This window comes from Inquilinus sp. NPDC058860 (genome assembly GCF_042743185.1).
Taxonomy (GTDB): domain Bacteria; phylum Pseudomonadota; class Alphaproteobacteria; order DSM-16000; family Inquilinaceae; genus Inquilinus.
Window position 1 is genome coordinate 86,506 of the sequence record NZ_JBHYMS010000002.1, and the last position, 21,270, is coordinate 107,775.

The 21,270-nt window shown below is 69.1% G+C and carries 26 protein-coding genes and 1 tRNA gene; 12 read left to right on the forward strand and 15 right to left on the reverse strand.

Features of this window, described 5'->3' with window-relative positions:
• Positions 1 to 206 precede the first annotated feature (206 nt).
• Positions 207 to 313 (forward strand) — tRNA-Arg (locus tag ACFW16_RS01885).
• 387 nt (positions 314 to 700) lie between these two features.
• Here ACFW16_RS01885 and ACFW16_RS01890 read toward each other — a convergent pair.
• The gene (locus tag ACFW16_RS01890) at positions 701 to 1,357 is read right to left on the reverse strand and encodes an FMN-dependent NADH-azoreductase (protein WP_380301288.1); all 657 of its coding nucleotides are present in this window, start codon (positions 1,355 to 1,357) and stop codon (positions 701 to 703) included.
• A 109-nt stretch (positions 1,358 to 1,466) separates the two neighbouring features.
• Here ACFW16_RS01890 and ACFW16_RS01895 point away from each other — a divergent pair, with 109 nt between their 5' ends.
• From ACFW16_RS01895 to ACFW16_RS01905, 3 genes are all read left to right on the forward strand, one after another.
• A complete protein-coding gene (locus tag ACFW16_RS01895; protein ID WP_380301290.1) occupies positions 1,467 to 2,357 on the forward strand; it encodes a LysR substrate-binding domain-containing protein in 891 nt (296 codons plus the stop codon).
• A gap of 69 nt (positions 2,358 to 2,426) precedes the next feature.
• Positions 2,427 to 2,678 carry an AbrB/MazE/SpoVT family DNA-binding domain-containing protein gene (locus ACFW16_RS01900; RefSeq protein ID WP_380301291.1) on the forward strand — a complete coding sequence of 84 codons (252 nt, stop codon included), beginning with the start codon at positions 2,427 to 2,429 and terminating at the stop codon, positions 2,676 to 2,678.
• Entirely contained in the window at positions 2,675 to 3,064 is a 390-nt protein-coding gene (locus tag ACFW16_RS01905) for a type II toxin-antitoxin system VapC family toxin (protein ID WP_380301293.1), read from the forward strand. The genes ACFW16_RS01900 and ACFW16_RS01905 overlap by 4 nt, the downstream gene beginning before the upstream one ends.
• Positions 3,065 to 3,068: 4 nt before the next feature.
• On the opposite strand, the gene ACFW16_RS01910 is transcribed toward ACFW16_RS01905, so the two are convergent.
• Both ACFW16_RS01910 and ACFW16_RS01915 read right to left on the reverse strand, forming a co-directional pair.
• Positions 3,069 to 3,635, reverse strand: coding sequence for a Smr/MutS family protein (locus ACFW16_RS01910; RefSeq protein ID WP_380301295.1), 567 nt, complete (start codon positions 3,633 to 3,635; stop codon positions 3,069 to 3,071).
• 88 nt (positions 3,636 to 3,723) lie between these two features.
• Positions 3,724 to 4,389, reverse strand: coding sequence for a Tim44/TimA family putative adaptor protein (locus ACFW16_RS01915; RefSeq protein ID WP_380301297.1), 666 nt, complete (start codon positions 4,387 to 4,389; stop codon positions 3,724 to 3,726).
• Between the two features lie 202 nt (positions 4,390 to 4,591).
• On the opposite strand from ACFW16_RS01915, the gene ACFW16_RS01920 reads away from it, so the two are divergent.
• Positions 4,592 to 5,128, forward strand: coding sequence for an FxsA family protein (locus tag ACFW16_RS01920; RefSeq protein ID WP_380301299.1), 537 nt, complete (start codon positions 4,592 to 4,594; stop codon positions 5,126 to 5,128).
• Positions 5,129 to 5,224: 96 nt separating this feature from the next.
• Complete coding sequence (gene secB / locus ACFW16_RS01925; protein ID WP_380301300.1) at positions 5,225 to 5,722, forward strand: protein-export chaperone SecB; 498 nt, start codon at positions 5,225 to 5,227, stop codon at positions 5,720 to 5,722.
• Positions 5,723 to 5,822: 100 nt separating this feature from the next.
• Here the strand turns inward: secB and dnaQ are convergent, their stop codons facing one another.
• From dnaQ to ACFW16_RS01950, 5 genes are read right to left on the reverse strand one after another with little or no spacing between them, the layout of a single operon-like run.
• On the reverse strand, positions 5,823 to 6,500 hold the full coding sequence (gene dnaQ, locus ACFW16_RS01930; RefSeq protein WP_380301301.1) for a DNA polymerase III subunit epsilon: 678 nt from the start codon (positions 6,498 to 6,500) through the stop codon (positions 5,823 to 5,825).
• The gene (gene coaE / locus ACFW16_RS01935) at positions 6,500 to 7,126 is read right to left on the reverse strand and encodes a dephospho-CoA kinase (protein WP_380301302.1); all 627 of its coding nucleotides are present in this window, start codon (positions 7,124 to 7,126) and stop codon (positions 6,500 to 6,502) included. Before coaE ends, dnaQ begins: the two co-directional genes overlap by 1 nt.
• A 2-nt stretch (positions 7,127 to 7,128) precedes the next feature.
• Positions 7,129 to 7,986, reverse strand: coding sequence for a shikimate dehydrogenase (locus ACFW16_RS01940; protein ID WP_380301304.1), 858 nt, complete (start codon positions 7,984 to 7,986; stop codon positions 7,129 to 7,131).
• Entirely contained in the window at positions 7,983 to 8,579 is a 597-nt protein-coding gene (locus ACFW16_RS01945) for a Maf family protein (protein WP_380301306.1), read from the reverse strand. The genes ACFW16_RS01940 and ACFW16_RS01945 overlap by 4 nt, the downstream gene beginning before the upstream one ends.
• On the reverse strand, positions 8,576 to 9,415 hold the full coding sequence (locus ACFW16_RS01950) for a pyruvate, water dikinase regulatory protein (protein WP_380301308.1): 840 nt from the start codon (positions 9,413 to 9,415) through the stop codon (positions 8,576 to 8,578). The genes ACFW16_RS01945 and ACFW16_RS01950 overlap by 4 nt, the downstream gene beginning before the upstream one ends.
• Before the next feature lie 362 nt (positions 9,416 to 9,777).
• Here ACFW16_RS01950 and hemE point away from each other — a divergent pair, with 362 nt between their 5' ends.
• From hemE to hemJ, 3 genes are read left to right on the forward strand one after another with little or no spacing between them, the layout of a single operon-like run.
• Positions 9,778 to 10,851: a uroporphyrinogen decarboxylase gene (hemE, locus tag ACFW16_RS01955; protein WP_380301310.1), complete on the forward strand. Its 1,074-nt coding sequence runs from the start codon at positions 9,778 to 9,780 to the stop codon at positions 10,849 to 10,851.
• Positions 10,848 to 11,885 (forward strand): ferrochelatase, encoded by a 1,038-nt coding sequence (gene hemH / locus ACFW16_RS01960; protein WP_380301312.1) that lies wholly within the window; start codon positions 10,848 to 10,850, stop codon positions 11,883 to 11,885. The genes hemE and hemH overlap by 4 nt, the downstream gene beginning before the upstream one ends.
• An 11-nt stretch (positions 11,886 to 11,896) precedes the next feature.
• Positions 11,897 to 12,334, forward strand: a complete 438-nt coding sequence (gene hemJ, locus ACFW16_RS01965; protein ID WP_380301314.1) for a protoporphyrinogen oxidase HemJ — start codon at positions 11,897 to 11,899, stop codon at positions 12,332 to 12,334.
• Positions 12,335 to 12,346: 12 nt separating this feature from the next.
• On the opposite strand, the gene ACFW16_RS01970 is transcribed toward hemJ, so the two are convergent.
• A complete protein-coding gene (locus ACFW16_RS01970) occupies positions 12,347 to 12,775 on the reverse strand; it encodes a hypothetical protein (RefSeq protein ID WP_380301316.1) in 429 nt (142 codons plus the stop codon).
• Between the two features lie 277 nt (positions 12,776 to 13,052).
• Here ACFW16_RS01970 and rho point away from each other — a divergent pair, with 277 nt between their 5' ends.
• Together rho and ACFW16_RS01980 are read left to right on the forward strand one after the other, a co-directional pair.
• A complete protein-coding gene (rho, locus tag ACFW16_RS01975) occupies positions 13,053 to 14,309 on the forward strand; it encodes a transcription termination factor Rho (protein WP_380301318.1) in 1,257 nt (418 codons plus the stop codon).
• Between the two features lie 142 nt (positions 14,310 to 14,451).
• On the forward strand, positions 14,452 to 14,817 hold the full coding sequence (locus tag ACFW16_RS01980) for a hypothetical protein (RefSeq protein WP_380301320.1): 366 nt from the start codon (positions 14,452 to 14,454) through the stop codon (positions 14,815 to 14,817).
• A gap of 3 nt (positions 14,818 to 14,820) precedes the next feature.
• Here the strand turns inward: ACFW16_RS01980 and ACFW16_RS01985 are convergent, their stop codons facing one another.
• Positions 14,821 to 16,428, reverse strand: coding sequence for a DHA2 family efflux MFS transporter permease subunit (locus ACFW16_RS01985; RefSeq protein WP_380301322.1), 1,608 nt, complete (start codon positions 16,426 to 16,428; stop codon positions 14,821 to 14,823).
• Entirely contained in the window at positions 16,425 to 17,513 is a 1,089-nt protein-coding gene (locus ACFW16_RS01990; RefSeq protein ID WP_380301324.1) for an HlyD family secretion protein, read from the reverse strand. The genes ACFW16_RS01985 and ACFW16_RS01990 overlap by 4 nt, the downstream gene beginning before the upstream one ends.
• 125 nt (positions 17,514 to 17,638) lie before the next feature.
• Between ACFW16_RS01990 and ACFW16_RS01995 the strand changes: the two genes are divergently transcribed.
• Positions 17,639 to 18,283: a TetR/AcrR family transcriptional regulator gene (locus ACFW16_RS01995; RefSeq protein ID WP_380301326.1), complete on the forward strand. Its 645-nt coding sequence runs from the start codon at positions 17,639 to 17,641 to the stop codon at positions 18,281 to 18,283.
• 73 nt (positions 18,284 to 18,356) lie between these two features.
• On the opposite strand, the gene ACFW16_RS02000 is transcribed toward ACFW16_RS01995, so the two are convergent.
• The 4 genes from ACFW16_RS02000 to ACFW16_RS02015 form a co-directional block, all read right to left on the reverse strand.
• On the reverse strand, positions 18,357 to 19,331 hold the full coding sequence (locus tag ACFW16_RS02000; protein WP_380301328.1) for a quinone oxidoreductase family protein: 975 nt from the start codon (positions 19,329 to 19,331) through the stop codon (positions 18,357 to 18,359).
• A gap of 8 nt (positions 19,332 to 19,339) precedes the next feature.
• Positions 19,340 to 20,035 (reverse strand): dienelactone hydrolase family protein, encoded by a 696-nt coding sequence (locus ACFW16_RS02005; RefSeq protein WP_380301330.1) that lies wholly within the window; start codon positions 20,033 to 20,035, stop codon positions 19,340 to 19,342.
• A gap of 132 nt (positions 20,036 to 20,167) precedes the next feature.
• Positions 20,168 to 20,575 (reverse strand): hypothetical protein, encoded by a 408-nt coding sequence (locus ACFW16_RS02010; protein WP_380301332.1) that lies wholly within the window; start codon positions 20,573 to 20,575, stop codon positions 20,168 to 20,170.
• On the reverse strand, positions 20,572 to 21,255 hold the full coding sequence (locus tag ACFW16_RS02015) for a hypothetical protein (protein ID WP_380301334.1): 684 nt from the start codon (positions 21,253 to 21,255) through the stop codon (positions 20,572 to 20,574). The genes ACFW16_RS02010 and ACFW16_RS02015 overlap by 4 nt, the downstream gene beginning before the upstream one ends.
• Positions 21,256 to 21,270: the final 15 nt, after the last annotated feature.

Below are 21,270 nucleotides of genomic sequence, written 5' to 3' on the forward strand. Positions count from 1 at the left end.
CCAGACTAGAGCCATTGGACTGAAATGGGTTCCCGATCAGCGATTTCAGGAACCGGTCACTGGTCCGTCGCTACCATTGGTGGCAAGAGAGATCAAGGATTTGCCCAGATGTAGGTAGCAACCCACCATCTCGTTGCACGAAATCCACTTCCACGCTATAAGGAAAGGGCCAGCGAAACGCTGGCCCTCTGCAAAAAGCAGACTGTGGAGGTGTGGCAGAGTGGTTAATCGCGCCGGATTCCTAATCCGGAGGGCCCCTTAGCTTCCAAGGGCGACCGTGGCCCCGTGGGTTCGAATCCCACCGCCTCCGCCAACTTTTCCCACTTCGGGCGGCCTCGGCCGCCCTTCTTTTTTGCGCTGAGTTCACCTCAACACCACAACATATTGTGGCCAAAACGCGATTCCGTCAAGGGCCTAGTTAGATTCTAATTAGAATCCCCAAGCTCGCCCTCACGCGGTATTATTAGCCGCATGCCGAAGCAAAAGAGTGTCAACAAGACACAGAAAGTCCACCCCACTCTATCTGGGCAAATCGTTGATTATCTTAGAGATTTGGTCGTGGTGGGCGCCTACGGAAACAGCCCTTCTGAGGTGGCGCGGTATCTAATTCAGCGCGGAATAGACGATCTGCTCAGAGAAGGGGTGTTGGTGCGCAAAACCGGAAGCATGCCTGGGTCCCAGGAGGAGCAAGCCTAAGACGCTAGGCTGCCTGCGCCTCCTCGGTCATCCGCGCCACCAGCCGGTCGATCTCCGCCTCTGCCGCCTGCAGCGACTGCCGGATCCGCTCATCGGCGAACTCGTCGTATTCCGCTGCGATCGACACCGCGTCGGTGATGCCCATGTAGCGGAACACCGTGTGCAGATGCGGCTCGGCATGGTTGAGGCCGGCCAGCCGCTCGCCCGGGCCGTATCCCCAGTCGCCGCGGGCGCCAAGCGTCACCAGCCGCTTGCCGGACAGCATCGGCCAGTAGGGCTCGCCCGGGCGGCTGCGGTCGAAGCCGAAGGTGCGGCCGACGCGGACGATGTTGTCGACCCAGGCCTTCATCTGCGCCGGCAGGCCGAAATTGTACATCGGCACCCCGGCGACGATCAGGTCGGCGCGCTCCAGCTCGTCCACCAGCGCGTCGCTGACCGCCAGGGTGGCACGCATCTCCGGCGTCCGCCGCTCCGGCTTGGTGAAGGCGGCGGCGATCCAGGCCTCGGTCACCGGCGGCGGCGGCTCCAGGCCGACGTCACGGCGGATCACCCTGTCGCCCGGCCGCCGGGCCAGCCAGGCCTCGACGAACCGGGCCGACAGGCGCCGGCTGTGCGAGCGGCCGAGGCGGGCGCTGGAATCGATGTGCAGGATCGTGGTCATGGCTGATCTCCGGACTGTCTCCCGCCCAGGAGATGTGCGCTTTCTGGCTTGCGGACAAAGGCGAATCCCTCATCCTATGGCTGAGGTGAACTCATCCGTCCGGACCGCCATGCGCCGCCTGCCCCCGCTCGCCGCCCTGCGCGCCTTCGAGGCCGCCGCCCGCCATCTCAGCTTCAAGCGCGCCGCCGAGGAGCTGCTGGTGACCCCGACGGCCGTGAGCCATCAGATCCGTCTGCTGGAGGAGACGATGGGGCTGCGGCTGTTCGAGCGGCGGACCCGGCAGGTGGTGATGACCGAGGCGGCGCAGCGCCTGTACCCGGTGCTGCGCGACGGCTTCGACGCCTTCGCCCGCACCATCGACGGGCTGTCGGCCCGGTCCCGGCCGAGCACCGTGACCCTGACGGCCACCCGCGCCTTCACCGCCCGGCTGCTGGTGCCCCGCGTCGCGTCGTTCCAGGAGCGGCGGCCGGACGTCACCCTGCGCCTGCTGGCCGCGGACGAGCCGGTCGACCTCGCCGCCGGCACCGCCGACCTGGCCATCCGCTACGGCGGCGGCATGTATCCCGGGCTGCGGTCGGAGCCGCTGGGCACCGACCGGCTGGCGCCGGTGGCGCATCCGGCGCTGGGGCTGACGGCGCCGGAGCAGCTGGCCCAGCACCGGCTGGTGCATTTCGAGTGGCGCGTGCCGCATCCGGAGAAGCCGTCCTGGCCGCGCTGGTTCGCCGCCGCCGGGCTGCCGGAAGGCGGCGCCTCGGCCCTGCGCTGCACCGATGAGAGCCACGCCATCCAGGCGGTGGCGGCCGGCCACGGCGTCGGCCTCTTGAGCCTGACCCTGGTGGCGGCGGAGCTGGCCGCCGGCACGCTGGTGCAGCCCTTCGGCCCGGCGATCGAGGGCATGGGCTTCCACCTGGTCCGCCGGCCAGGTCCGGAGGACGAGGCGGTGGCGGCGGTGCGGGAGTGGATCCTGGCGGAGTTCGGAGCGATAGGTCCAGCGAACTGAACTGGCCGCTTGCCGTGGGCCCTGTACGACGCCATGTTTCTCAGATATGGCAGGTTTTGGAGTGATGCCATGACTGTTGTTAAAGCCAAAGTTTCCGAATCCGGGCGCCTGAGCATCCCAGCCGAACTGCGCCGAGCCATCGGCCTGGAGCATGGCGGTGATGTCGTGGTCGAACTCGACGGACAGGACATCCGGATCCGGACCGTGGAGCAGGCGGTGGCGCAAGCCCAGGCCCTGGTCCGGCAGGCTCTCGGCAACAGGCCGGAAGCTTCCGTCGACGCCTTTCTGGCCGAACGCCGTCGGGAAGCTGAACGGGAATGACGGCCGCCGTACTGGATGCTTCCGCGGTTCTCGCTTTGCTGCTTCAGGAACCGGGGGGAGACAGGGTGAAGAAGATGTTGGCCGACGCCGCGATGACCACGGTTAATCAGGCCGAGGTGATCGGCCATCTTGCTCGCAACGGCATGGCGGAAGCGAAGGCGCGACAGGCTCTCGAGTTGTTGTCGTTCGAGCGCGTCCCCTTCGACGAAGATCTCGCCTATACCACTGGGCTGTTGTTGCCTTTAACCCGATCGGCAGGTCTGTCGCTGGGTGACCGGGCCTGTCTCGCCCTGGCCAAACAGCTGGGGGTGCCGGCAATGACGGCGGATCGGCCCTGGCAGGACATCGCCGGTGCGGTGGGCGTCACCATCGACCTGATCCGCTGACCGCCTACCCGTCCCGCCGGCGCTTGAGCACGACATAGAGCGCGCCGGAGCCGCCGTCGCGGGGATGGGCCGGGGTGATGGCCAGGATCTTGTCGCGCAGCGGCGGTTCGTTCAGCCACAGCGGCACATTGGCGCGCAGCACGCTGTCGCCGTTCGAGAAGCTGCCCTTGCCGGTGATCACCAGCAGCATCTTCTTGCCCGCCCGCTGGGCCGAGGCGACGAAGCCGATCAGCGCGTCATGGGCCTCGATCTGGCGCATGCCGTGCAGGTCCAGCCGGCCCTCGATCTCCTGCTTGCCGCGGCGCAGCCGGTCGGCCCGGTGGCCATCGATGCCGGTCAGGTCGCCGGAGCGCAGCCGCTTCGGCGCGGCCGCCGGACCGGCCGGCTTCGGCGCTGCTGCCGCCGGGCGCTGGCCGGGCGGGGCCGGGCGGGGCGGCGGCGGGGATGGAGCGGGCTCGGGCGGAGGCGGCGGGGGGGATGCCGGGTCGCGCGGCCGCAACGGCGCGACATCCTGCGTCACGAGACGCCAGAGGCGGCGCTCTTCCTCGCTCGGTTTGCGGGTCTTGGCCATGCCGGATCAGCGGTCGGCATCCTCGGCCGAACGGCCGCGGCCCGGACAGGGCCGGGCCGGACGGGTCAGGAGCGACGGCATCGGCGGGTCAGTGGGATTCGCGGGTCTCGACCAGCGCCCAGTTCGGGTCGGTGGCGCGAGTGTTGCGGGCGAAGGTCCAGATGTCGGTGACCTCGACCGTCTGGTCCGGGCTGCCCTCGATCACCTTGCCCTCGGCGTCGCGCAGCATGCTCTTCTGGCGCGAGGCGATGCGCACGGTGACGTAGGCGGTGCGACCGTCCATGCGGGCGTCGACGATCTCGGCACGGTCGACCGCCTCCACCGTCTCCTCCAGCGTATGGCCGGCGGCCAGGCGGTCGCGGATCGCGGCGCTGAACTCGTCGTACAGCTCGTCGGACAGCAGCGGCCGCAGCGTCGCGGTGTCGCCGCGGGCGAAGGCCTCGACGATCATCTTGAAGGCGGCGCGGGAGCCGCCGACGAAGCCGCTTTCGCTGAAGCTGCGGTCGGCGATCTTGATCTGGGTCAGGCCGCTGGCCGGGCCGGCCTCGCCGTTGCCGGCGGCGCGCGGCCGTTCCGGCATGCTCACGACATTGTCGGGCGAGCGCGCCTCGGGCCGCGCCGGCTGCTGGGCGATCGGGTTCGGCCGCCGCTGCTCCGTCCCCGTCCGCCGGCCGAGCACGCTGCGCAGCCGCAGAATCAGGAACCCGGCGATCACCGCCAGAACCAGGATATCGAGGAAAGAGCCTTCGCCCATCGCTCCCTTCACTTGTCGCGCGCCCGTGCCGGCGCCGAATGCATCGCTCTGGACCCGGGCGCCGCGCGACACTACCTCTTGGTCGGCCCGTCCGGATGAAGCGAACCTTCGGCGGACGGCCGCCCGGGCCAGGATGCGCGGTCAGGAACGACGCCTGCCCCCGACAGATAGGCTGCCGACCCCCAAACGGCAAGGGAAACCGATGCCCCTCCTCGCCCTGCTGCTTCTTGTCCCGGTCCTGGCCGAGATCACGGTGTTCATCGTGGTCGGCCGCTGGATCGGCGTGCTCGCCACCCTGCTGCTGTTCATCGCCGTCGGCGTGATCGGCTCGCTGCTCTTGAAGCGGCAGGGGATGCGGGCGCTGCGCGAGATGCAGGCGGCGCTGGCCCGCGGCGAGCCGCCGGCCGAGCCGGTGGCCCATGCGGCCCTGCTGGTGCTGGCCGCGCTGCTGCTGATCTTCCCCGGCTTCCTCAGCGACCTGATGGCGCTGCCGCTGCTGCTGCCGCCGGTGCGGCGCGCGCTGATCCGCTGGCTCGGCGTGCAGGCGAAGCGGCGCGGCGGCTTCACCGTCTGGCCCGGCGGGCGCGGCCCCGGTGGGCAAGGGATGGGGGGCGGCACGGTGATCGACGCCGACTACACCGAGGTGAAGCCGGACGGCGGCCGCGACCCGTCGCTGCCGCGGATCGAGGATTCGCGCTGGGGCGGCAAGGATGAGGGGGACCCGCGGCGCCGGCCCTGACGGGGCCCCCCTGGGTTGTGGCCGCCACGAATTCCGTGCTAGCGAGACCCCGTCTTTCGCCGGCCAGCCGAGCCAGAGTTTCCAGGGAGATTTTTCATGTCGGACGTCAACCAGCAGCCGGATGCCGAGCAGCAGTTGCAGCCCTCGCTGCAGATCTCGGCGCAGTACGTCAAGGACCTGTCCTTCGAGAATCCGAACGCGCCGCGCAGCCTGACCCAGCAGGCGACGCCGCCGCAGGTGACGGTCAATGTCGACGTCCGCACCCAGCAGCTGGCCGAGAACGCCTTCGAGGTGGTGCTGCACATCAAGGCCGAGGCCAAGACCGGCGACGCCGCCACCTTCCTGTGCGAGCTGAGCTACGGCGGCGTGGTCGCCCTGGCCAATGTGACCAAGGAGCAGACCGCGCCGCTGCTGCTGATCGAGGCGCCGCGCCTCCTGTTCCCCTTCGCCCGGTCGGTGATCGCCGAGGCGACCCGCAACGGCGGCTTCCCGCCGCTCTTGATCCAGCCGATCGACTTCACCGAGCTGTTCCGCCGCCAGCTGGCCGCGCTCCGCGCCCGCTCCGAGGCCGAGGGCCAGCCGAGCGTGAACTGAAAGGCGTATCCGCTCCCGTAGGTTGGGTTCGCGCCCGCGAACCCAACCTACGACTGCCCTCCAGGACAGAGACCAGGCCCCGCTTCGGCGGGGCTTTTTCTTACCCTTCCTTCAGCCACAGCGGGTCGGTCAGGCCCTGGATGAAGGCGAGGTGGGCGGCCAGTTCCTCCGCCGTCGGCGCGTGCGGCCGTGGCGGGCGGGCGATGCGCTCGACCACCACGGTGGTCTCGGTCACCTCGACCGTGGTGGCGATGGCCAGGCCTGGCTCGCGGCCGCCGCACATCTCCAGCCAGACCTCGGCCAGCAGCTGGGCGTCGAGCAGCGCCCCGTGCAGCGTGCGGCCGGAATTGTCGATGCCGAAGCGGCGGCACAGCGCGTCGAGCGAGGCCTGGGCGCCGGGCCAGCGGCGCCGGGCCAGCGCCACCGTGTCGATCGACCGCGCCATCGGGATCGGCGGCAGGCCGAGCCGGCCGAGCTCCATGTTCAGGAAGCCCATGTCGAATTCGGCATTGTGGATCACCAGCTTGGCATCGCCGATGAAATCCAGGAACCCGCCGGCGACCTCGGCGAAGACCGGCTTGTCGGCCAGGAAGGCGTCGGTCAGCCCGTGCACCCGCTGTGCCTCCATCGGCACGGTCCGCTCGGGATTGATGTAGACGTGATAATGCGCGCCGGTCGGCACGTGGTTGATCATCTCGACCCCGCCGATCTCGACCAGGCGGTCGCCGCCCAGCGCGTGCAGGCCGGTGGTCTCGGTGTCCAGGACGATCTCGCGCATCACATCACCTTCAGTGAGGGCCGCCAGCGCCGCCCCGGCCGGGCCAGCGCCTGCCGCCGCACGGCCCGCAGAGCGAGCCGCGTCGGCCGGCGGCCGAGGCCGGTCGGCACCACCCAATCCGCCCGCCGCCGCTTCTCACGGTCGGGCATCTGCGCCGCCAGGATGGCGGCGAATTTCTCCCGGGTCATCCCCGGCCGGGCCAGCACCCGCTGGCGCTGCAGGAGGCGCGGCGCGCTGACCACGGCGACGGCGTCGCAGAAGCGCTCGCCCCCGGTCTCGAACAAGAGCGGGATGTCCAGCACCACCAGCGTGTCGCCGCGCCGCCCGGCCTGCTGCAGGAAGCGGCGCATCCGGCGGCGCACCAGCGGGTGCAGGATCGCCTCGAGCCGGCGCAACGCATCCGGCTTGCCGAACACCAGCGCGCCCAGCGCCTTGCGGTCGACCGCGCCGTCGCGCACCGCCTCCGGGAAGGCCTTGGCAACCGCCGGCACCGCGGCGCCGCCCCGGCGCATCAGGTCGTGCACCGCGGCGTCGGCGTCGTGCACGGCGATGCCGTCGCGCCGGAACATCGCCGCCGCCGTCGACTTGCCCATGCCGATCGAGCCGGTCAGGCCCAGGATCCTCACGCTCAGGCCCCCAGCACCGCGGCCCGCAGCGCGGCATCGACCACCGGCGCCACCCCGAACCAAGCCTCGAAACCCGGCCGCGCCTGGTGCAGCAGCATGCCGACGCCGTCGACCACCGGGTTGCCCCGGGCGCGGGCGGCGGCCAGCAGCGGCGTCTCCAGAGGCGCATAGACGATGTCGTTGACCAGCGCATCCGCCGGCAGTGCGTCGAGCGGCAGGTCGAGCGCCGGCCGGCCGACCATGCCCTCGGTCGTGGTGTTGACCACCAGGGCAGCGCCATCCAGCGCCGCGGCGCGGTCGGCCCAGTCGACCACGGTGATCGCGCCGCCCAGCTCCGCCGCCAGGGCCTCGGCCCGCGCCCGGGTGCGGTTGGCCAAGCGGATCTCGGGCGCGCCGGCATCGGCCAGGGCGACGATCACCGCCCGGGCCGCGCCGCCGGCGCCGACCACCACGGCCGGGCCACGGCCGGCCGACCAGCCGCCCTCCTTCGCGTTCAAGGATGTGCCGGCCTCGAGATTGGCCAGGAAGCCGAAGCCGTCGGTGTTGGTGCCGAACAGGCTGCCATCCTCGCGCACCACGATGGTGTTGACCGCGGCGATGCGCCGGGCCAGCGGGTCGAGCTCGTCGACCAGCGCCATCGCCGCCTCCTTGTGCGGCACGGTGACGTTGCAGCCGCGGAAGCCCAGGGCGGCGAGGCCGCGCAGCGCCGCCTCCAGCCGCTCGGGCGGCACCGCCATCGGCACATAGGCGCCGTCGATCCGGTAGCGGGCCAGCCAGTGGCCGTGCAGCTGCGGCGAGCGGGAATGCCCGATCGGCCAGCCGATCACCCCGGCCAGGCGGCCCTTCGCGGTCAAGGTCACGACGGCAGCACTCCGTGGTCGCGCAGGAAGCCGAGCAACGGCAGCAGCGGCAGGCCGAGCACGGTGAAATGATCGCCCTCGACCTTGGCGAAGAGCTGCGCCCCGCGGCCCTCCAGCTGATAGCCGCCGACCGAGGACAGCACCGCGTCGCCGACCGCGTCGAGATACCCCTCGAGGAAGACGTGGCTGAACGGCCGCATGGTCAGCTTCGCCCGGTCGGTCGCGTGCCACACCCGCTGGCCGTCGCGCACCGCCACCGCGGTCGAGGTCAAAGTGTGGGTGCGGCCGCGCAGCGCCAGCAGTTGGTCGCGGGCCGCCGCCCGGTCCACCGGCTTGTCGTGCCAGACGCCGTCGCAGTCCAGCATCTGGTCGGCGCCGATCACCAGCGCGCCGGGGTGCCGCCGCGACGCCCGCTGCGCCTTCAGCACCGCCAGTGCCTCGGCCACATCGGCCGGAGAGGCGCCTTCGGCTCGCATCGACGCCTTGACCTCGCTTTCGTCGATCGCGGCCGGGCTGACCGTGACGGCGACGCCGGCGGCCTCGAGCATCGCCCGACGCGTGGCGCTGCCGGAGGCGAGAACGATCGCGCTCATGCCCCGGGGATCCCCGCGCTGCGCCCCCGGCGGGCCAGCAGCGACAGGATCTCCGCCGCCGTCTCCTCGATGGCGCGGCGGGTGACGTCGAGCACCGGCCAGCGGTGCTTGGCGAAGTAGCGCCGCGCCTCCGCCACCTCCGACCGCACCTGCTCGGGGTCGACATAGTCGGTGGTCTGGGCCTGGTTCAGCATCTGCATGCGGTTGCGGCGCAGCTGGATCAGCCGCTCCGGGTCCTTGGTCAGGCCGACGATCAGCGGCCGGCTGACCTTGTGCAGGTCGTCCGGCAGCGGCAGGCCGGGGACGAAGGGCACATTCGCCGCCTTCACCCCGCGATTGGCCAGGTAGAGGCAGGTCGGCGTCTTCGAGGTGCGCGAGACGCCGATCAGGATGACGTCGGCCTGGTGCAGCTCGCCCGTCAGGTGGCCGTCGTCATGCGCCAGGGCGTAGTCCATCGCCTCGATGCGGTGGAAATACGCCGCGTCCATCGCGTGCTGCCGGCCCGGCCGACCGTGCCCGGCCATGCCGAGCTGCTGCGCCAGCGCCGCCATGATCGGGTCGAGCACCGAGATGCAGGGCACGCCGAGCGTGCCGCAGACATCCATCAGCCGGTGGCGCAGCCCGTCATCGACCAAAGTGAAGACCACGACGCCGGGATGGTCGCGGATCTCCTCGACCACCATGTCGAGCTGGCGGTTGGTGCGCACCAGATTCCAGAAGTGCTCGATCGGCTCCGCCCCCTCGAACTGCGCGAGGCAGGCGCGCGCGACGCTATGAATGGTGTCGCCGGTCGAGTCCGAAACGAGATGTAGATGAAACGTCTTCGTCTGCGCCATGGCACCGTTGTATCCCGGAGGCATGGGATTGTCTGTGGGCAAATTCGGGATGAAAGCCGGATTCACGAGGCTTGACGCGATCTGTGCCGGCTTGCCGGTGAGTCGTCGACTCTTCCGTCCGGCTGGGGACGAGAGTCCCGGCCCCGGTACGGCAGCGGCGAAGCCGGACGATGCGACCCCGAGTCCTCCCGCCCGTTATGGACAGGGGCGATGGCGAGGGTGTAGCGAGTCGGGCGCGTCTTCCCCGCTTTCCACAGGCAGGGGCGCGCCGGCCGGCAAACCCTGTGGACGGATTGTGGAAGAGTCACAATCCCCGTTATCCACAGGGATTCACTACATCCTCCAAACAAGGATTCCTTTTCATGGATAAGGATGGGCAGAGCCGGGAAGAGACGTCCGCGACGCCGGCGAAGCCGTTCCTGCGTGCCCTGGCCGGCGAGGCCCTGGCCCAGCCGCCGGTCTGGCTGATGCGCCAGGCCGGGCGCTATCTGCCCGAGTACCGCGCCATCCGGGCCCAGGCCGGAACCTTCCTGGATCTCTGCTACAACTCCGAGCTGGCTGCGGAGGTGACGCTGCAGCCGATCCGCCGCTACGGGCTGGACGCGGCGATCCTGTTCTCGGACATCCTGGTGGTGCCGCACGCGCTGGGCCAGGCGCTGGACTACGTCGAGGGCGAAGGCCCGAAGCTGGAGCCGGTGACCGACGCGGCCGGCATCGGCCGCCTGTCCGCCGGCCGGCTGCACGAGGTGCTGGGGCCGGTCTACGAGACGGTCGCACGGGTGGCGGCGGCCCTGCCGCCCGAGACGGCGCTGATCGGCTTCGCGGGCGCGCCCTGGACCGTGGCGACCTATATGGTCGAGGGCGGCGGCAGCAAGGAATACGGCGTGGTCAAGCGCCTGGCCTATGGCGAGCCGGAGACCTTCGGCCGGCTGGTCGACCTGCTGGTCGAGGCGACATCCGCCTATCTGCTGCGCCAGATCGCCGCCGGGGCCGAGGCGGTTCAGCTGTTCGACAGCTGGGCCGGGGTGCTGCCGGAGACGGAGTTCGAGCGCTGGGTGATCGCGCCGACCAAGCGCATCGTCAATGCGGTGCGGGCCGCGGTGCCCAGGGTGCCGATCATCGGCTTCCCGCGCGGCGCCGGGCTGCTGTACGAGCGCTATCTCGCCGGCACGGGGGTGGACGCGGTCGGGCTGGACACGACCGTCCCCCCGGCCTGGGCGGCGCGGGCGCTGCAGCCCAAGGCCGCGGTGCAGGGCAATCTCGACCCGGTCCTGCTGCTGACCGGCGGTGAGGCGATGATCAGGGCCGCCGACGCCATCACGAATGCGCTGGGCAGCGGTCCCTTCGTGTTCAACCTCGGCCATGGCGTGCTGCAGAAGACGCCGCCCGAGAATGTCGCCGCCCTGGTCCGGCATCTGCGCGGGGATCGGGGATGAGCCGGCGCGTCGCCGTCGTCCTGTTCAACCTGGGCGGTCCCGACAACCCGGACGCGATCCGGCCGTTCCTGTTCAACCTGTTCGCCGACCCGGCGATCATCCGCGTCCCGAACCCGGCCCGGATCATCCTGGCCTGGGCGATCGCCAAGAAGCGGACCCGCCTGGCCAAGGACATCTATGCCGAGATCGGCGGCGGCTCGCCGCTGCTGCCCAACACCGAGGCGCAGGCCCGGGCGCTGGAGGCGGCCCTGGCCGATCTCGGCGAGGTGAAGACCTTCATCGCCATGCGCTACTGGCACCCGATGAGCCAGGAGACCGCGATGCTGGTGAAGGATTTTTCGCCCGACGAGGTGATCCTGCTGCCGCTGTATCCGCAATTCTCCACCACCACGACCGCGTCGTCGCTGCGGGTGTGGCGGGATGCCTGCAGGATCGCCCGGCTGGACGCGCCGACCCGCGTGGTGTGCTGCTATCCGACCGAGGACCGTTTCATCGCCGCCATGGCCGCCGGCCTGCGCGCGGCGCATGAGGAGGCGGCGCGCCACGGCCGGCCGCGGGTGCTGTTCTCCGCCCACGGGCTGCCGGAGAAGATCGTCAGGGCCGGCGACCCCTATCAATGGCAGTGCGAGCGCACCGCCGCGGCCCTGGCCGAGGCCTCCGGCATCGCCGATCTCGACTGGGTCTCGACCTATCAGAGCCGGGTCGGCCGGCTGAAATGGATCGAGCCGTCGACCGAGGCGGTGATCCACGAGGCCGCGCAGGCGAAGCGGCCGATCGTGGTGGTGCCGATCGCCTTCGTCTCCGAGCATTCCGAGACCTTGGTCGAGCTCGACATCGAATACCGCAAGCTGGCTGACGAATCGGGCGCGCCGTGCTACCTGCGGGTGCCCACCGTCGGCGCCGATGAAGGCTTCATCGCCGGGCTGGCGGATCTGGTGCGGGCCGGCCACCGTCGCGGCACGGCCTGTGAGGCCGGGGATGGCGGCCGGATCTGCCCGGCGGCGTTTTCCGGGTGTCCCAGCAAAGCGGCTTGAGCGAGGACGGAATGGCGGCTCTCTATCCCTGGATCAAGGCGCTCCACGTCTTCTTCGTGATCTCCTGGATGGCCGGGCTGCTCTACCTGCCGCGGCTGTTCGTCTACCACTCCCAGACCACGCCGGGGACGCCGGAATACGAGCGCTTCGGGGTGATGGAGCGGCGGCTGATGCGCGGCATCATGCTGCCCTCGGCGGTGCTGACCTGGGTGTTCGGCATCGCCATGCTGTGGCTGACCGACTGGGCCTTCTTCGCCGAGGGCTGGCTGCATGTGAAGCTGACGGGGGTTGTCATCCTGACCGTGCTGCACCACATGTGCATCCGGTGGCGCCGCGGTTTCGCCGAGGGCCGCAACCCCCACACCGAGCGCTTCTACCGCATCGTCAACGAAGTGCCGGCGCTGCTGTTGCTGGTCATCCTGGTCATGGTGATCGTGCGGCCGTTCTGACGGAGCACGCGGTCAGTACAGCCTGCCGAACCAGCTGGTGATGTCGAAGAAGATCGACCGACGCTGCCCGGCGGCGTTCGCCAGATCCAACTGGTCGTAGACGCGGCTCCCCGGGTTGACCAGCGCTTGGCCGCAGACGGCCCAACCGGGCAGGTGTCGGGCGACATACGCGTATTCGGAGTCGACGCCGCTCTCCTCCGTGAGAGCACCTTCGGTGACGATCACCGTCTCCAGCCGGTCCCCCGGGCCGCCGGAGTATCGATAGTCACCGGGCCGATCGCGCGGCGTGCGGCATTCGGCATGTCTCAGGCTCGCGACGACGTCGCCAGGCTGCGGCGTCGCGTGCATCGTGATCGTGGATCCGGCCGGCTTTTGCTGCGACGTGTTGCAGCCGGCCAAGCCAAGCGCGGCCGCGACCGCCAGAACGACGGCGTTCCTCATCAGAAAATCCCCTCCCGACAATGAATCGACTATGTCCCATCCCTCGATAAATCCTCCCGCTTCTGCGGCGGCGGCGCAATATGCCGCCGGACGCGGCAGCACGATTGACTTGCGGCAAGTCATTCGATAACCATCTCGTGTTCTCAGCGGTCATCCGGGGCTCATTCGAAGCGCCGGCGCGGTCGAGCCCTTCGTGCCGTGGACCGAGGCTTCCAGCGAGACACCAATCCGAAGACGCCGCGCCGCCGGCGCTCTGTCCACGCCCATCAGGGTCCCCATGCATCTGCAAGAACTGAAAGAGAAGACTCCCAGCGAGCTTCTCGCCTATGCCGAAGAGCTTGAGGTCGAAAACGCGAGCATGCTGCGCAAGCAGGACATGATGTTCGCCATCCTCAAGCAGCTCGCCGAGAACGACGTCGCCATTTTTGGATCGGGTGTGCTCGAAGTCCTGTCCGACGGGTTCGGATTTCTGCGGTCTCCGGAATCGAATTACCTTCCCGGCCCGGACGATATTTACGTCTCGCCGCAGCAGATCCGCCGCTTCGGCGTGCGCACCGGCGACACCATCGAGGGCGAGATCCGCGCGCCGAAGGAAAACGAGCGCTACTTCGCCCTGACCAAGGTCAACAAGATCAATTTCGAGGAGCCGGAGACGGTCCGGCACCGGGTCACCTTCGACAACCTGACCCCGCTCTATCCCGACGAAGCGTTGCGGATGGAGCTGATCGACCCGACCAAGAAGAACATGACCGGCCGGATCATCGATCTGGTCTCGCCCCTCGGCAAGGGCCAGCGCGCCCTGATCGTGGCGCCGCCGCGCACCGGCAAGACGGTGATGCTGCAGAACATCGCCAACTCGATCGCCGAGAACCATCCGGACGCCTTCCTGATCGTGCTCCTGATCGACGAGCGGCCGGAGGAAGTGACCGACATGGACCGGTCGGTGAAGGGCGAGGTCATCTCCTCGACCTTCGACGAACCGGCCACGCGCCACGTCCAGGTGGCCGAGATGGTGATCGAGAAGGCCAAGCGCCTGGTCGAGCACAAGAAGGATGTGGTCATCCTGCTCGACAGCATCACCCGCCTGGCGCGCGCCTACAACACCGTGGTGCCGTCCTCCGGCAAGGTGCTGACCGGCGGTGTCGACGCCAACGCCCTGCAGCGGCCGAAGCGCTTCTTCGGCGCCGCCCGCAACATCGAGGAAGGCGGCAGCCTGACCATCATCGCCACCGCGCTGATCGACACCGGCAGCCGGATGGACGAGGTGATCTTCGAAGAGTTCAAGGGCACCGGCAACTCCGAGATCATCCTCGACCGCAAGCTGTCCGACCGCCGCACCTTCCCGTCGATCGACATCGGCAAGTCCGGCACCCGCAAGGAGGAGCTGCTGGTCGACAAGGGGACGATGTCGAAGATGTGGGTGCTGCGCCGCATCCTGATGCCGATGGGCCCGACGGATGCGATGGAGTTCCTGATGGACAAGCTGAAGCACAGCAAGTCCAACGCGGACTTCTTCGAGAGCATGAACCAGTAACGCCTTCGGGCATCGTCAGCGAAGGGCCGCCGGTCGCAGGATCGGCGGCCTTTTGCGTTTCATGGCAGCGCTGCGGCCCGGCCCGGTTGACCGGGCGCGCGCCCGACCCAACTTGCCGGTCACGACCAGCATGGGGATCGGCATGGCCAAGCTTCGTTCCAGCCTCGCTCTCGTCCTGGCGCTGCCGGGCTGCGCCGGCCTGATCCCGCCCTCGGCGACGCCCGATCCGGCACTGGCCGAGAAGGTCCGCGGCCTGATGGGAGACGACGCCTGCTCCGGCCGCGTCGCCGGCGCCCTGGCGGCCTATCGCCTCACGGCCGACGGCATCTCCAGCATCGAGATCGCGCCGGTGACGCCCGGCTCTCCGACCGAGTACAGCTTGGCGGCGCGCCAGGCCTGGGTCCGGCAGCCGGGCCAGCCCGGCGCGATCGTGGTCCAGTACGATCCGCGGGGCTGCCGGGTCGCCCAGGTCTATGCCCGCGACGGCGGGACGCTGCCGGCGATCTGACGTTCAGTGTCCGCCGCCACCGCCGCCGGGCCCGGCCGGCTTCGGCGCGCGCAGCAGCGGCATCAGCAGCAGCCCGGCGTAGAACAGGAGCGCCATCAGCAGGAAGCAGTCGGCGAAGGTCAGCACCTGGGCCTGCTTCAGCACCATGTTGTCCAGCATCTTCACCGCGGCGAGATCCGGGTTGCCGAGGCCGGCCGAGGTGAACATCTGGCTGAAATTGTCGACCGTCGCCTGGACCTGCGGGTTGGTCAGGGTGACATGCTCGGCGATGCGCGAGCCGTGCAGCGCCGCCCGGTCGATCATCACCGTGTTGATGCCGGCAAGGCCGAAGGCGCCGCCGAGATTGCGCATCAGGTTGTAGAGGCCGGATGCGTTCTTGATCTTGTCGGGCGGCAGGGTGCCGAGCGCCAGCGTGTTGATCGGCAGGAACAGCAGCATCAGCGACACGCCGCGGACCGCCTGCGGCCAGAACAGCTCCCAGAAGCTCCAATCGGCGGTGATCCAGGTCATCATGTAGACCCCGGTGCCGAAGGCGACGAGGCCGATGCCGAGCATCAGCCGCAGGTCCAGCTTCTTCGACAGCATGCCGGCCAGCGGCGCCGAGATGAACTGGAACACGCCGGTGACGAACATGATCTCGCCGATCTGCAGGCTGTTCAGGCCGCGCACCCGGGCCAGGAACAGGGGCACGATGTAGACGGCGCCGTAGAGGCCGACGCCGATGATCAGGCTGTACATGCAGCCGAGCGAGAAGTTGCGGTCGGCGAAAGCGCGCAGGTCGACGATCGGGTTCCGCGCGCTCAGCACCCGGGCGAAGAAGGCGATCCCGGCCAGCGTCCCGATCACGGCGAAGGTGAAGATCGACCGGTCCTCGAACCAGTCCCAGCGCGGTCCCTCCTCGAACACGTATTCGAGGCTGCCGAGGAACAGCGCCATCAGCGCCAGCCCGGCGAAATCGAAGCCCTTGAGCAGCTCGAGGTTCGGCTTGTCGAACTTGACCAGGAACCACACCCCGGTGGTCACCAGCACGCCCGGGATGATGTTGATCAGGAACAGCCAGTGCCAGGAGAAGGCCTGGGTCAGATAGCCGCCGAGGGTCGGCCCGATGGTCGGCGCCATGGTCGCGACCAGGCCGATCAGCACCGAGATGCCGGCCCGCCGCTCGGGCGGGAACAGGATGAAGGAGGCGGCGAAGACGGTCGGGATCATCGCCCCGCCGAGGAAGCCCTGCAACGCCCGGAACACGATCATCGATTCGATGTTCCAGGCCAGGGCGCAGGCCAGGCTGGACAGGGTGAAGCTGGCCGCGGAGATGACGTAGAGGATCCGGGTCGACAGCAGGCGGGAGAGGAACCCCGAGAGCGGGATCATCACCACTTCGGCGATCAGATAGGCGGTCTGCACCCAGCTGATCTCGTCCGGGCTGGCCGCGAGGCCGGCCTGGATCTCGCTGATCGAGCTGGAGACGATCTGGATGTCCAGGATCGCCATGAACATGCCGACGACCATGATGAAGAACCCGATCGTCTCGCGCGTGCCGGCGCCGGCACGCTTCGGCGCCGCCGGCCCGATGGCTGGGGCCGGCAGCGCGTCCGCGGTGGTGGTGCTCACCGCCGGAACTCGGCGGCCATGGCGGCGCCGAAGATGCCGCTGGCCAGGAGCGGGCCGGTGCCCTCCTCGCGCGTGTCGACCGCGACGCCGACCGACAGGCCGGGGCGCAGCAGGCCGCTCAGCTGGTTGTCGGCCGGCACCGCGATGCGCACCGGCACGCGCTGCACGATCTTGGTGAAGTTGCCGGTCGCGTTCTCCGGCGGCAGCAGGCTGAACTCGGCGCCGCTGGCCGGCGCGAAGCTCTCGACCTTGCCGGTCAGCGACTTGCCCGGGAAGGCGTCGACCGACAGCGTCACCGTCTGGCCGACCCGCATCTCGGCCAGCTGCGTCTCCTTGAAGTTGGCGACGACATAGACGCTGGGCAGCGGTACGACGGACAGAAGCTGCGTGCCCGGCCGGACATACTGCCCGACCTCGACCCCCTTGTTGCCGACGACGCCGTCGACCGGGGCGTGGATCACGGTGCGGTCGAGGCTGATCTGGGCCAGGTCGACCGACGCGGTCAGCCTTTCGATCTGGGCCTGGGCCTGGCGGTGCTGCGCCTGCAGGATCGCGGTCTGGCCCTGCTGGTTGGTCAGCGCCGCCTGGGCGCTGGCGAGGGCCGCGGCGTCGCGCTTGTGCTCGGTGTCGGCGGTCTCGAAGGCCTGCTGGCTGCCGTTGCGCGTCTCCCACAGCCGCCGTGCCCGCTCCAGGTCGTTGCCGGCCTGGGCCAGGGTCGCGGTCGCCTGGTCGACGCTGGCCTTGGCCTGGGCGATCATCGAATCCTGCAGCGCCAGCTGCTGCTCGATCGAGGCCAGCGTCGCAGCTTGGGCCGACAGCTCGGCCTTCGCCTGCGCCAGCTGGGCGCGGTAGTCGCGGTCGTCGATCCGGATCAGCGGGTCGCCCGCCTTCACCATCTGGTTGTCGGTGACCAGCACCGCGACCACCGCGCCCTCGACCTGCGGGCTGAGCGTGGTGGTGTCGCTCTGCACATAGGCGTTGTCGGTGGTCTCGAAGAACCGGTCGACGGTCCACCACCGGTAGCCGAAAAAGCCGGCGGCGGCGATGGCGGCCACGGCCGCGATGATGATGATGGGCTTGCGCATGGGGGCAACCGAGGTGTGAACTAAACCGTTCAGTCTTGTTGCCGGAAGGTGCGTTTTGCCCTATCTCTTGTCAAGACGAAACTGAACGGTTCAGTTTAGCGCGATCTTTCCGTATCCATGTGCCGATGACCTGTCCTTTCACCGAGGCGCTTCCGCCGCCAGCCGCCGCCAGCCGGAAGCCGGCCCAGATCCTGAAGGCGGCGTACGGCGTCTTCCTGGAGCAGGGCTACGGCGCCGCCAGCATGGATGCGATCGCGCGCGAGGCCGGTGTGTCCAAGGCCACGCTCTACGCCCATTTCGCCGGCAAGGAGGAGCTGTTCGCGGCCATCGTCGGCAGTGCCTGCCTGGCATTCGAGCGGCTGGCGGCGATGTCGCCGCCGCCGGACGACCTGCGCGCCGCGCTGATGGAGGCCGGCGGCACGCTGCTGCGCTTCATCCTCCACCCCGACGTCATCAAGGTGTACCGCAGCGTGCTGGCGGAAGCGGCCCGGTTCCCGGACCTCGGCCGGGCGATGTACGAGGCCGGCCCGGGCCAGGGCAAGGCGCATCTGACGACGTTCTTCGCCGCCGCCAACGCCCGCGGCGTCCTGGCGGTGCCGGACCCGGAGCTGGCGGCCGAGCAGTTCGGCGCCATGATCCTCGGCCACATGAAGATGCGGCTCGAGCTCGGCATCGAGACCCCGAGCGAGGAGCGGATCGAGCGCGGCCTCAGGAGCGGCGTCGACGCCTTCCTCCGCGCCTACGCCGTCCCGGCCGCGGCGGTGCCGTAAGAGGATCGACTGCCTGCTTTTCGCGTGCCTCTCCCGTTTACGGGAGAGGCAACGCAATAGTCCGGAGCGGGCTCTAAGGCAGCAGCACCGTCGAGCCCGTCGTCTTCCGCGCCTCCAGGTCGCGATGGGCCTGGGCGGCCTCGCGCAGCGGATAGGTCTGGGCGATCGAGATCTTCACTGCGCCCTTGGCCACCACGTCGAACAGCTCCGCCGCCGCGGCCTCGTATTCCGGCCGGGTGGCGATGTAGCTGCCCAGCGTCGGCCGGGTCAGATACAGCGACCCCTTCTGCGACAGCACCAGCGGGCTGATCGGCGCCACGGGGCCGGAGGCGTTGCCGAAGGTCACCATCATGCCGCGCGGCGACAGGCAGTCGAGCGAGCCCTCGAAGGTGGTCTTGCCGACGCCGTCATAGACCACCGGCACCCCCTTGCCGCCGGTGATGGCGCGGACGCGGGAGACGAAATCCTCGGTCGAATAGTCGATCACATGGTCGCAGCCGGCGGCCCTGGCCAAGGCCACCTTCTCCGTCCCGCCGGCGGTGCCGATCACGGTGGCGCCGAGATGCTTGGCCCATTGGCAGGCGATCTGGCCGACGCCGCCGGCGGCGGCGTGGAACAGGATGGTCTGGCCCGGCACGACCTGGAAGGTGCGGCGCAGCAGGTACCAGGCGGTCAGCCCCTTCAGCATGATCGCCGCCGCCGTGCGGTCGGTGACCCCGTCCGGGATCTTCACCACCTTCTCGGCCGGGATCACCCGCTCCTCGGCATAGCTGCCGGTCGGGCCGTTGCCGTAGGCGACCCGGTCGCCGGGCTTGAAGCCGGCGGCATCGGAGCCGACCGCGACGATCTCCCCGGCCGCCTCCTGGCCCAGGACCAGCGGCAGCTGCGCCTTGTAGAGGCCGCCGCGGATATAGGTGTCGATGTAGTTCAGCCCCACGGCGGTGTGTCGGATCCGGATCTCGCCGGGGCCGGGCGCCGGCACGTCGACCGGCTCCCAGCGCATCGTGTCGGGGCCGCCGTTCTCGTGGATGCGGATGGCGTGGACCATGGGTTCCCTCAGCCGAGATGGGTTTTCAGGAAGGCGGCGGTGCGGTCGTTCGCCAGCGTGGCGCCGGCGGCGTCGTAATGCTCGCCGCCGACGCGGGCGAAGGCGTGGTCGAGGCCGGGATAGGCGTGCACCGTGACCGTCGGCAGCGACGCCATGCGGGCGCGGATCTGGTCCTGCGCCTCGGGCGGAACGAAGCGGTCCTTCTCGGCGATGTGCAGCATCAGCGGCCGGGTGATGGCGCTGGCCTCGCCCAGAAGCTTGTCGAGGCCGACGCCGTAATAGCTGACGGCGCAGTCGGCGTCGGAGCGGGTGGCCATCAGGAAGGCCAGGCGGCCGCCCAGGCAGTAGCCGAGCGCGCCGGCGCGGCCGGTGCATTCCGGCAGGTCGCGCAGCGCCGCCAGCGAGGCGATCAGGTCCTCGACGCCGGCGGTCTCGTTGAAGCCGTTGAACAGGGCGAAGGCCTTGTCCCACTCGGCCTGCGACTTGTCGGTGATGTCGACGCCGGGCTCCTGCCGCCAGAACAGGTCGGGGCACAGGGCGACGTAGCCCTGGGCGGCGAGATCGTCGCAGATCTGGCGCATCACCGCGTTGACGCCGAAGATCTCCTGGATGACGAGTATGCCCGGCCCCGAGCCCGAGGCCGGCCGCGCGAGATACGCGTTGAAGCGGCCGCCATCGGCAGCGGTGATGGTGACTGTCGCCATGGAGTCGCTCTCCCTCGAGCGTTGCGGTGGACGAAGCAATCGAAGCAAACGGGGTGGACGATAACCGGAGCCCGGCGGGCTTGTCACGGCGGGCCGAGCGACCCCGCTGCGGGCAGCTTGCGCCCGCAGGGACTACAGAGAGAGTTGTTTGAACTTCCCCGAAAAGTTGATGCTCATTTCGAACAAAACCGGCGGGTCGAACCGGGACATGGTTTCAAGCAGATTGGGCCATTGATGGACGATGACCGCGCAGCACCGGTGCATCGGCGTCTTCTGATAAGCCGCCGCAAGGACGACGCCTTTCAACCTTGCTTGGCTGAATGCAAACCGCTCGGGCTTGTTTCGGTGGATGCGATGGTCGCCGGTGACGGTGATCCAGTCACCCCGATCCGCAGCCAGATACTCCATCCATTGGATATCGGTCGGATGACTGAGCGGCAGGTCGCGAATGTGGATGGCGGTATGACCCCAGTTGCTGATGAAGCCGTGAAGCGTGCTGGCCATCACGGGCGAGGTGCAGTTGTCGAACAGGACCTTCATGCAGCTCGCTGAAGCAGGGCCGTTTCGAAATCGGCGGCTCTCCTTACGGCGGACGGCTTGACCTGCCAGGCGCGCGCTGCGGCCTCGATACCACCTTCGGCCTGAAGTGCCGCGGCCAGTGTGGTGGTCGGTACACCAGACTCCTCGTCGATCGGCTGGCCGAAGGACCGGGCGGGATCGACGACGATGCCCTTGGCGCGCGTTGCCGGCCACCACCGCCCGGGTGCAATGCCGTCGAAATCGACGTCGGCCAGACTCTGCTCGATGATCTTCTGGAAGGCATATTGTTTGCGGAAGATGTCGACGAGTTGGGTGCCGCCATCCTCGCGCACGATCTCGAGGAAGATAGCCCGCCCGTCGGTTTTGAACTTCTTCGTGGACAACGGCCTCTCGTCATCCACCAGCCTGGACGCCTCACTGATGGCACGGCGAATGGCGATGGCGCTCACGCCCCTTTCCATGAAGGCATGCGCCGTCCGCATCTCCATCAGATCCCGGAATCCGAGATAGACGCGATCATCGTCCAGATCGATCTGGGGCCGCCAGAGCGGTTCATAGTGCTTGCCCCTGATCGAGTGGCCCTTGAGCCACCGGCTGATCTTGCCGGCGGGCACGCGGATCAAGCGTTCGGCATCCGATGGTGTGTAGAGGCCGATTCCGAGAAGGGTCGATGAGGTCAAAGCCACCTCCGCCCA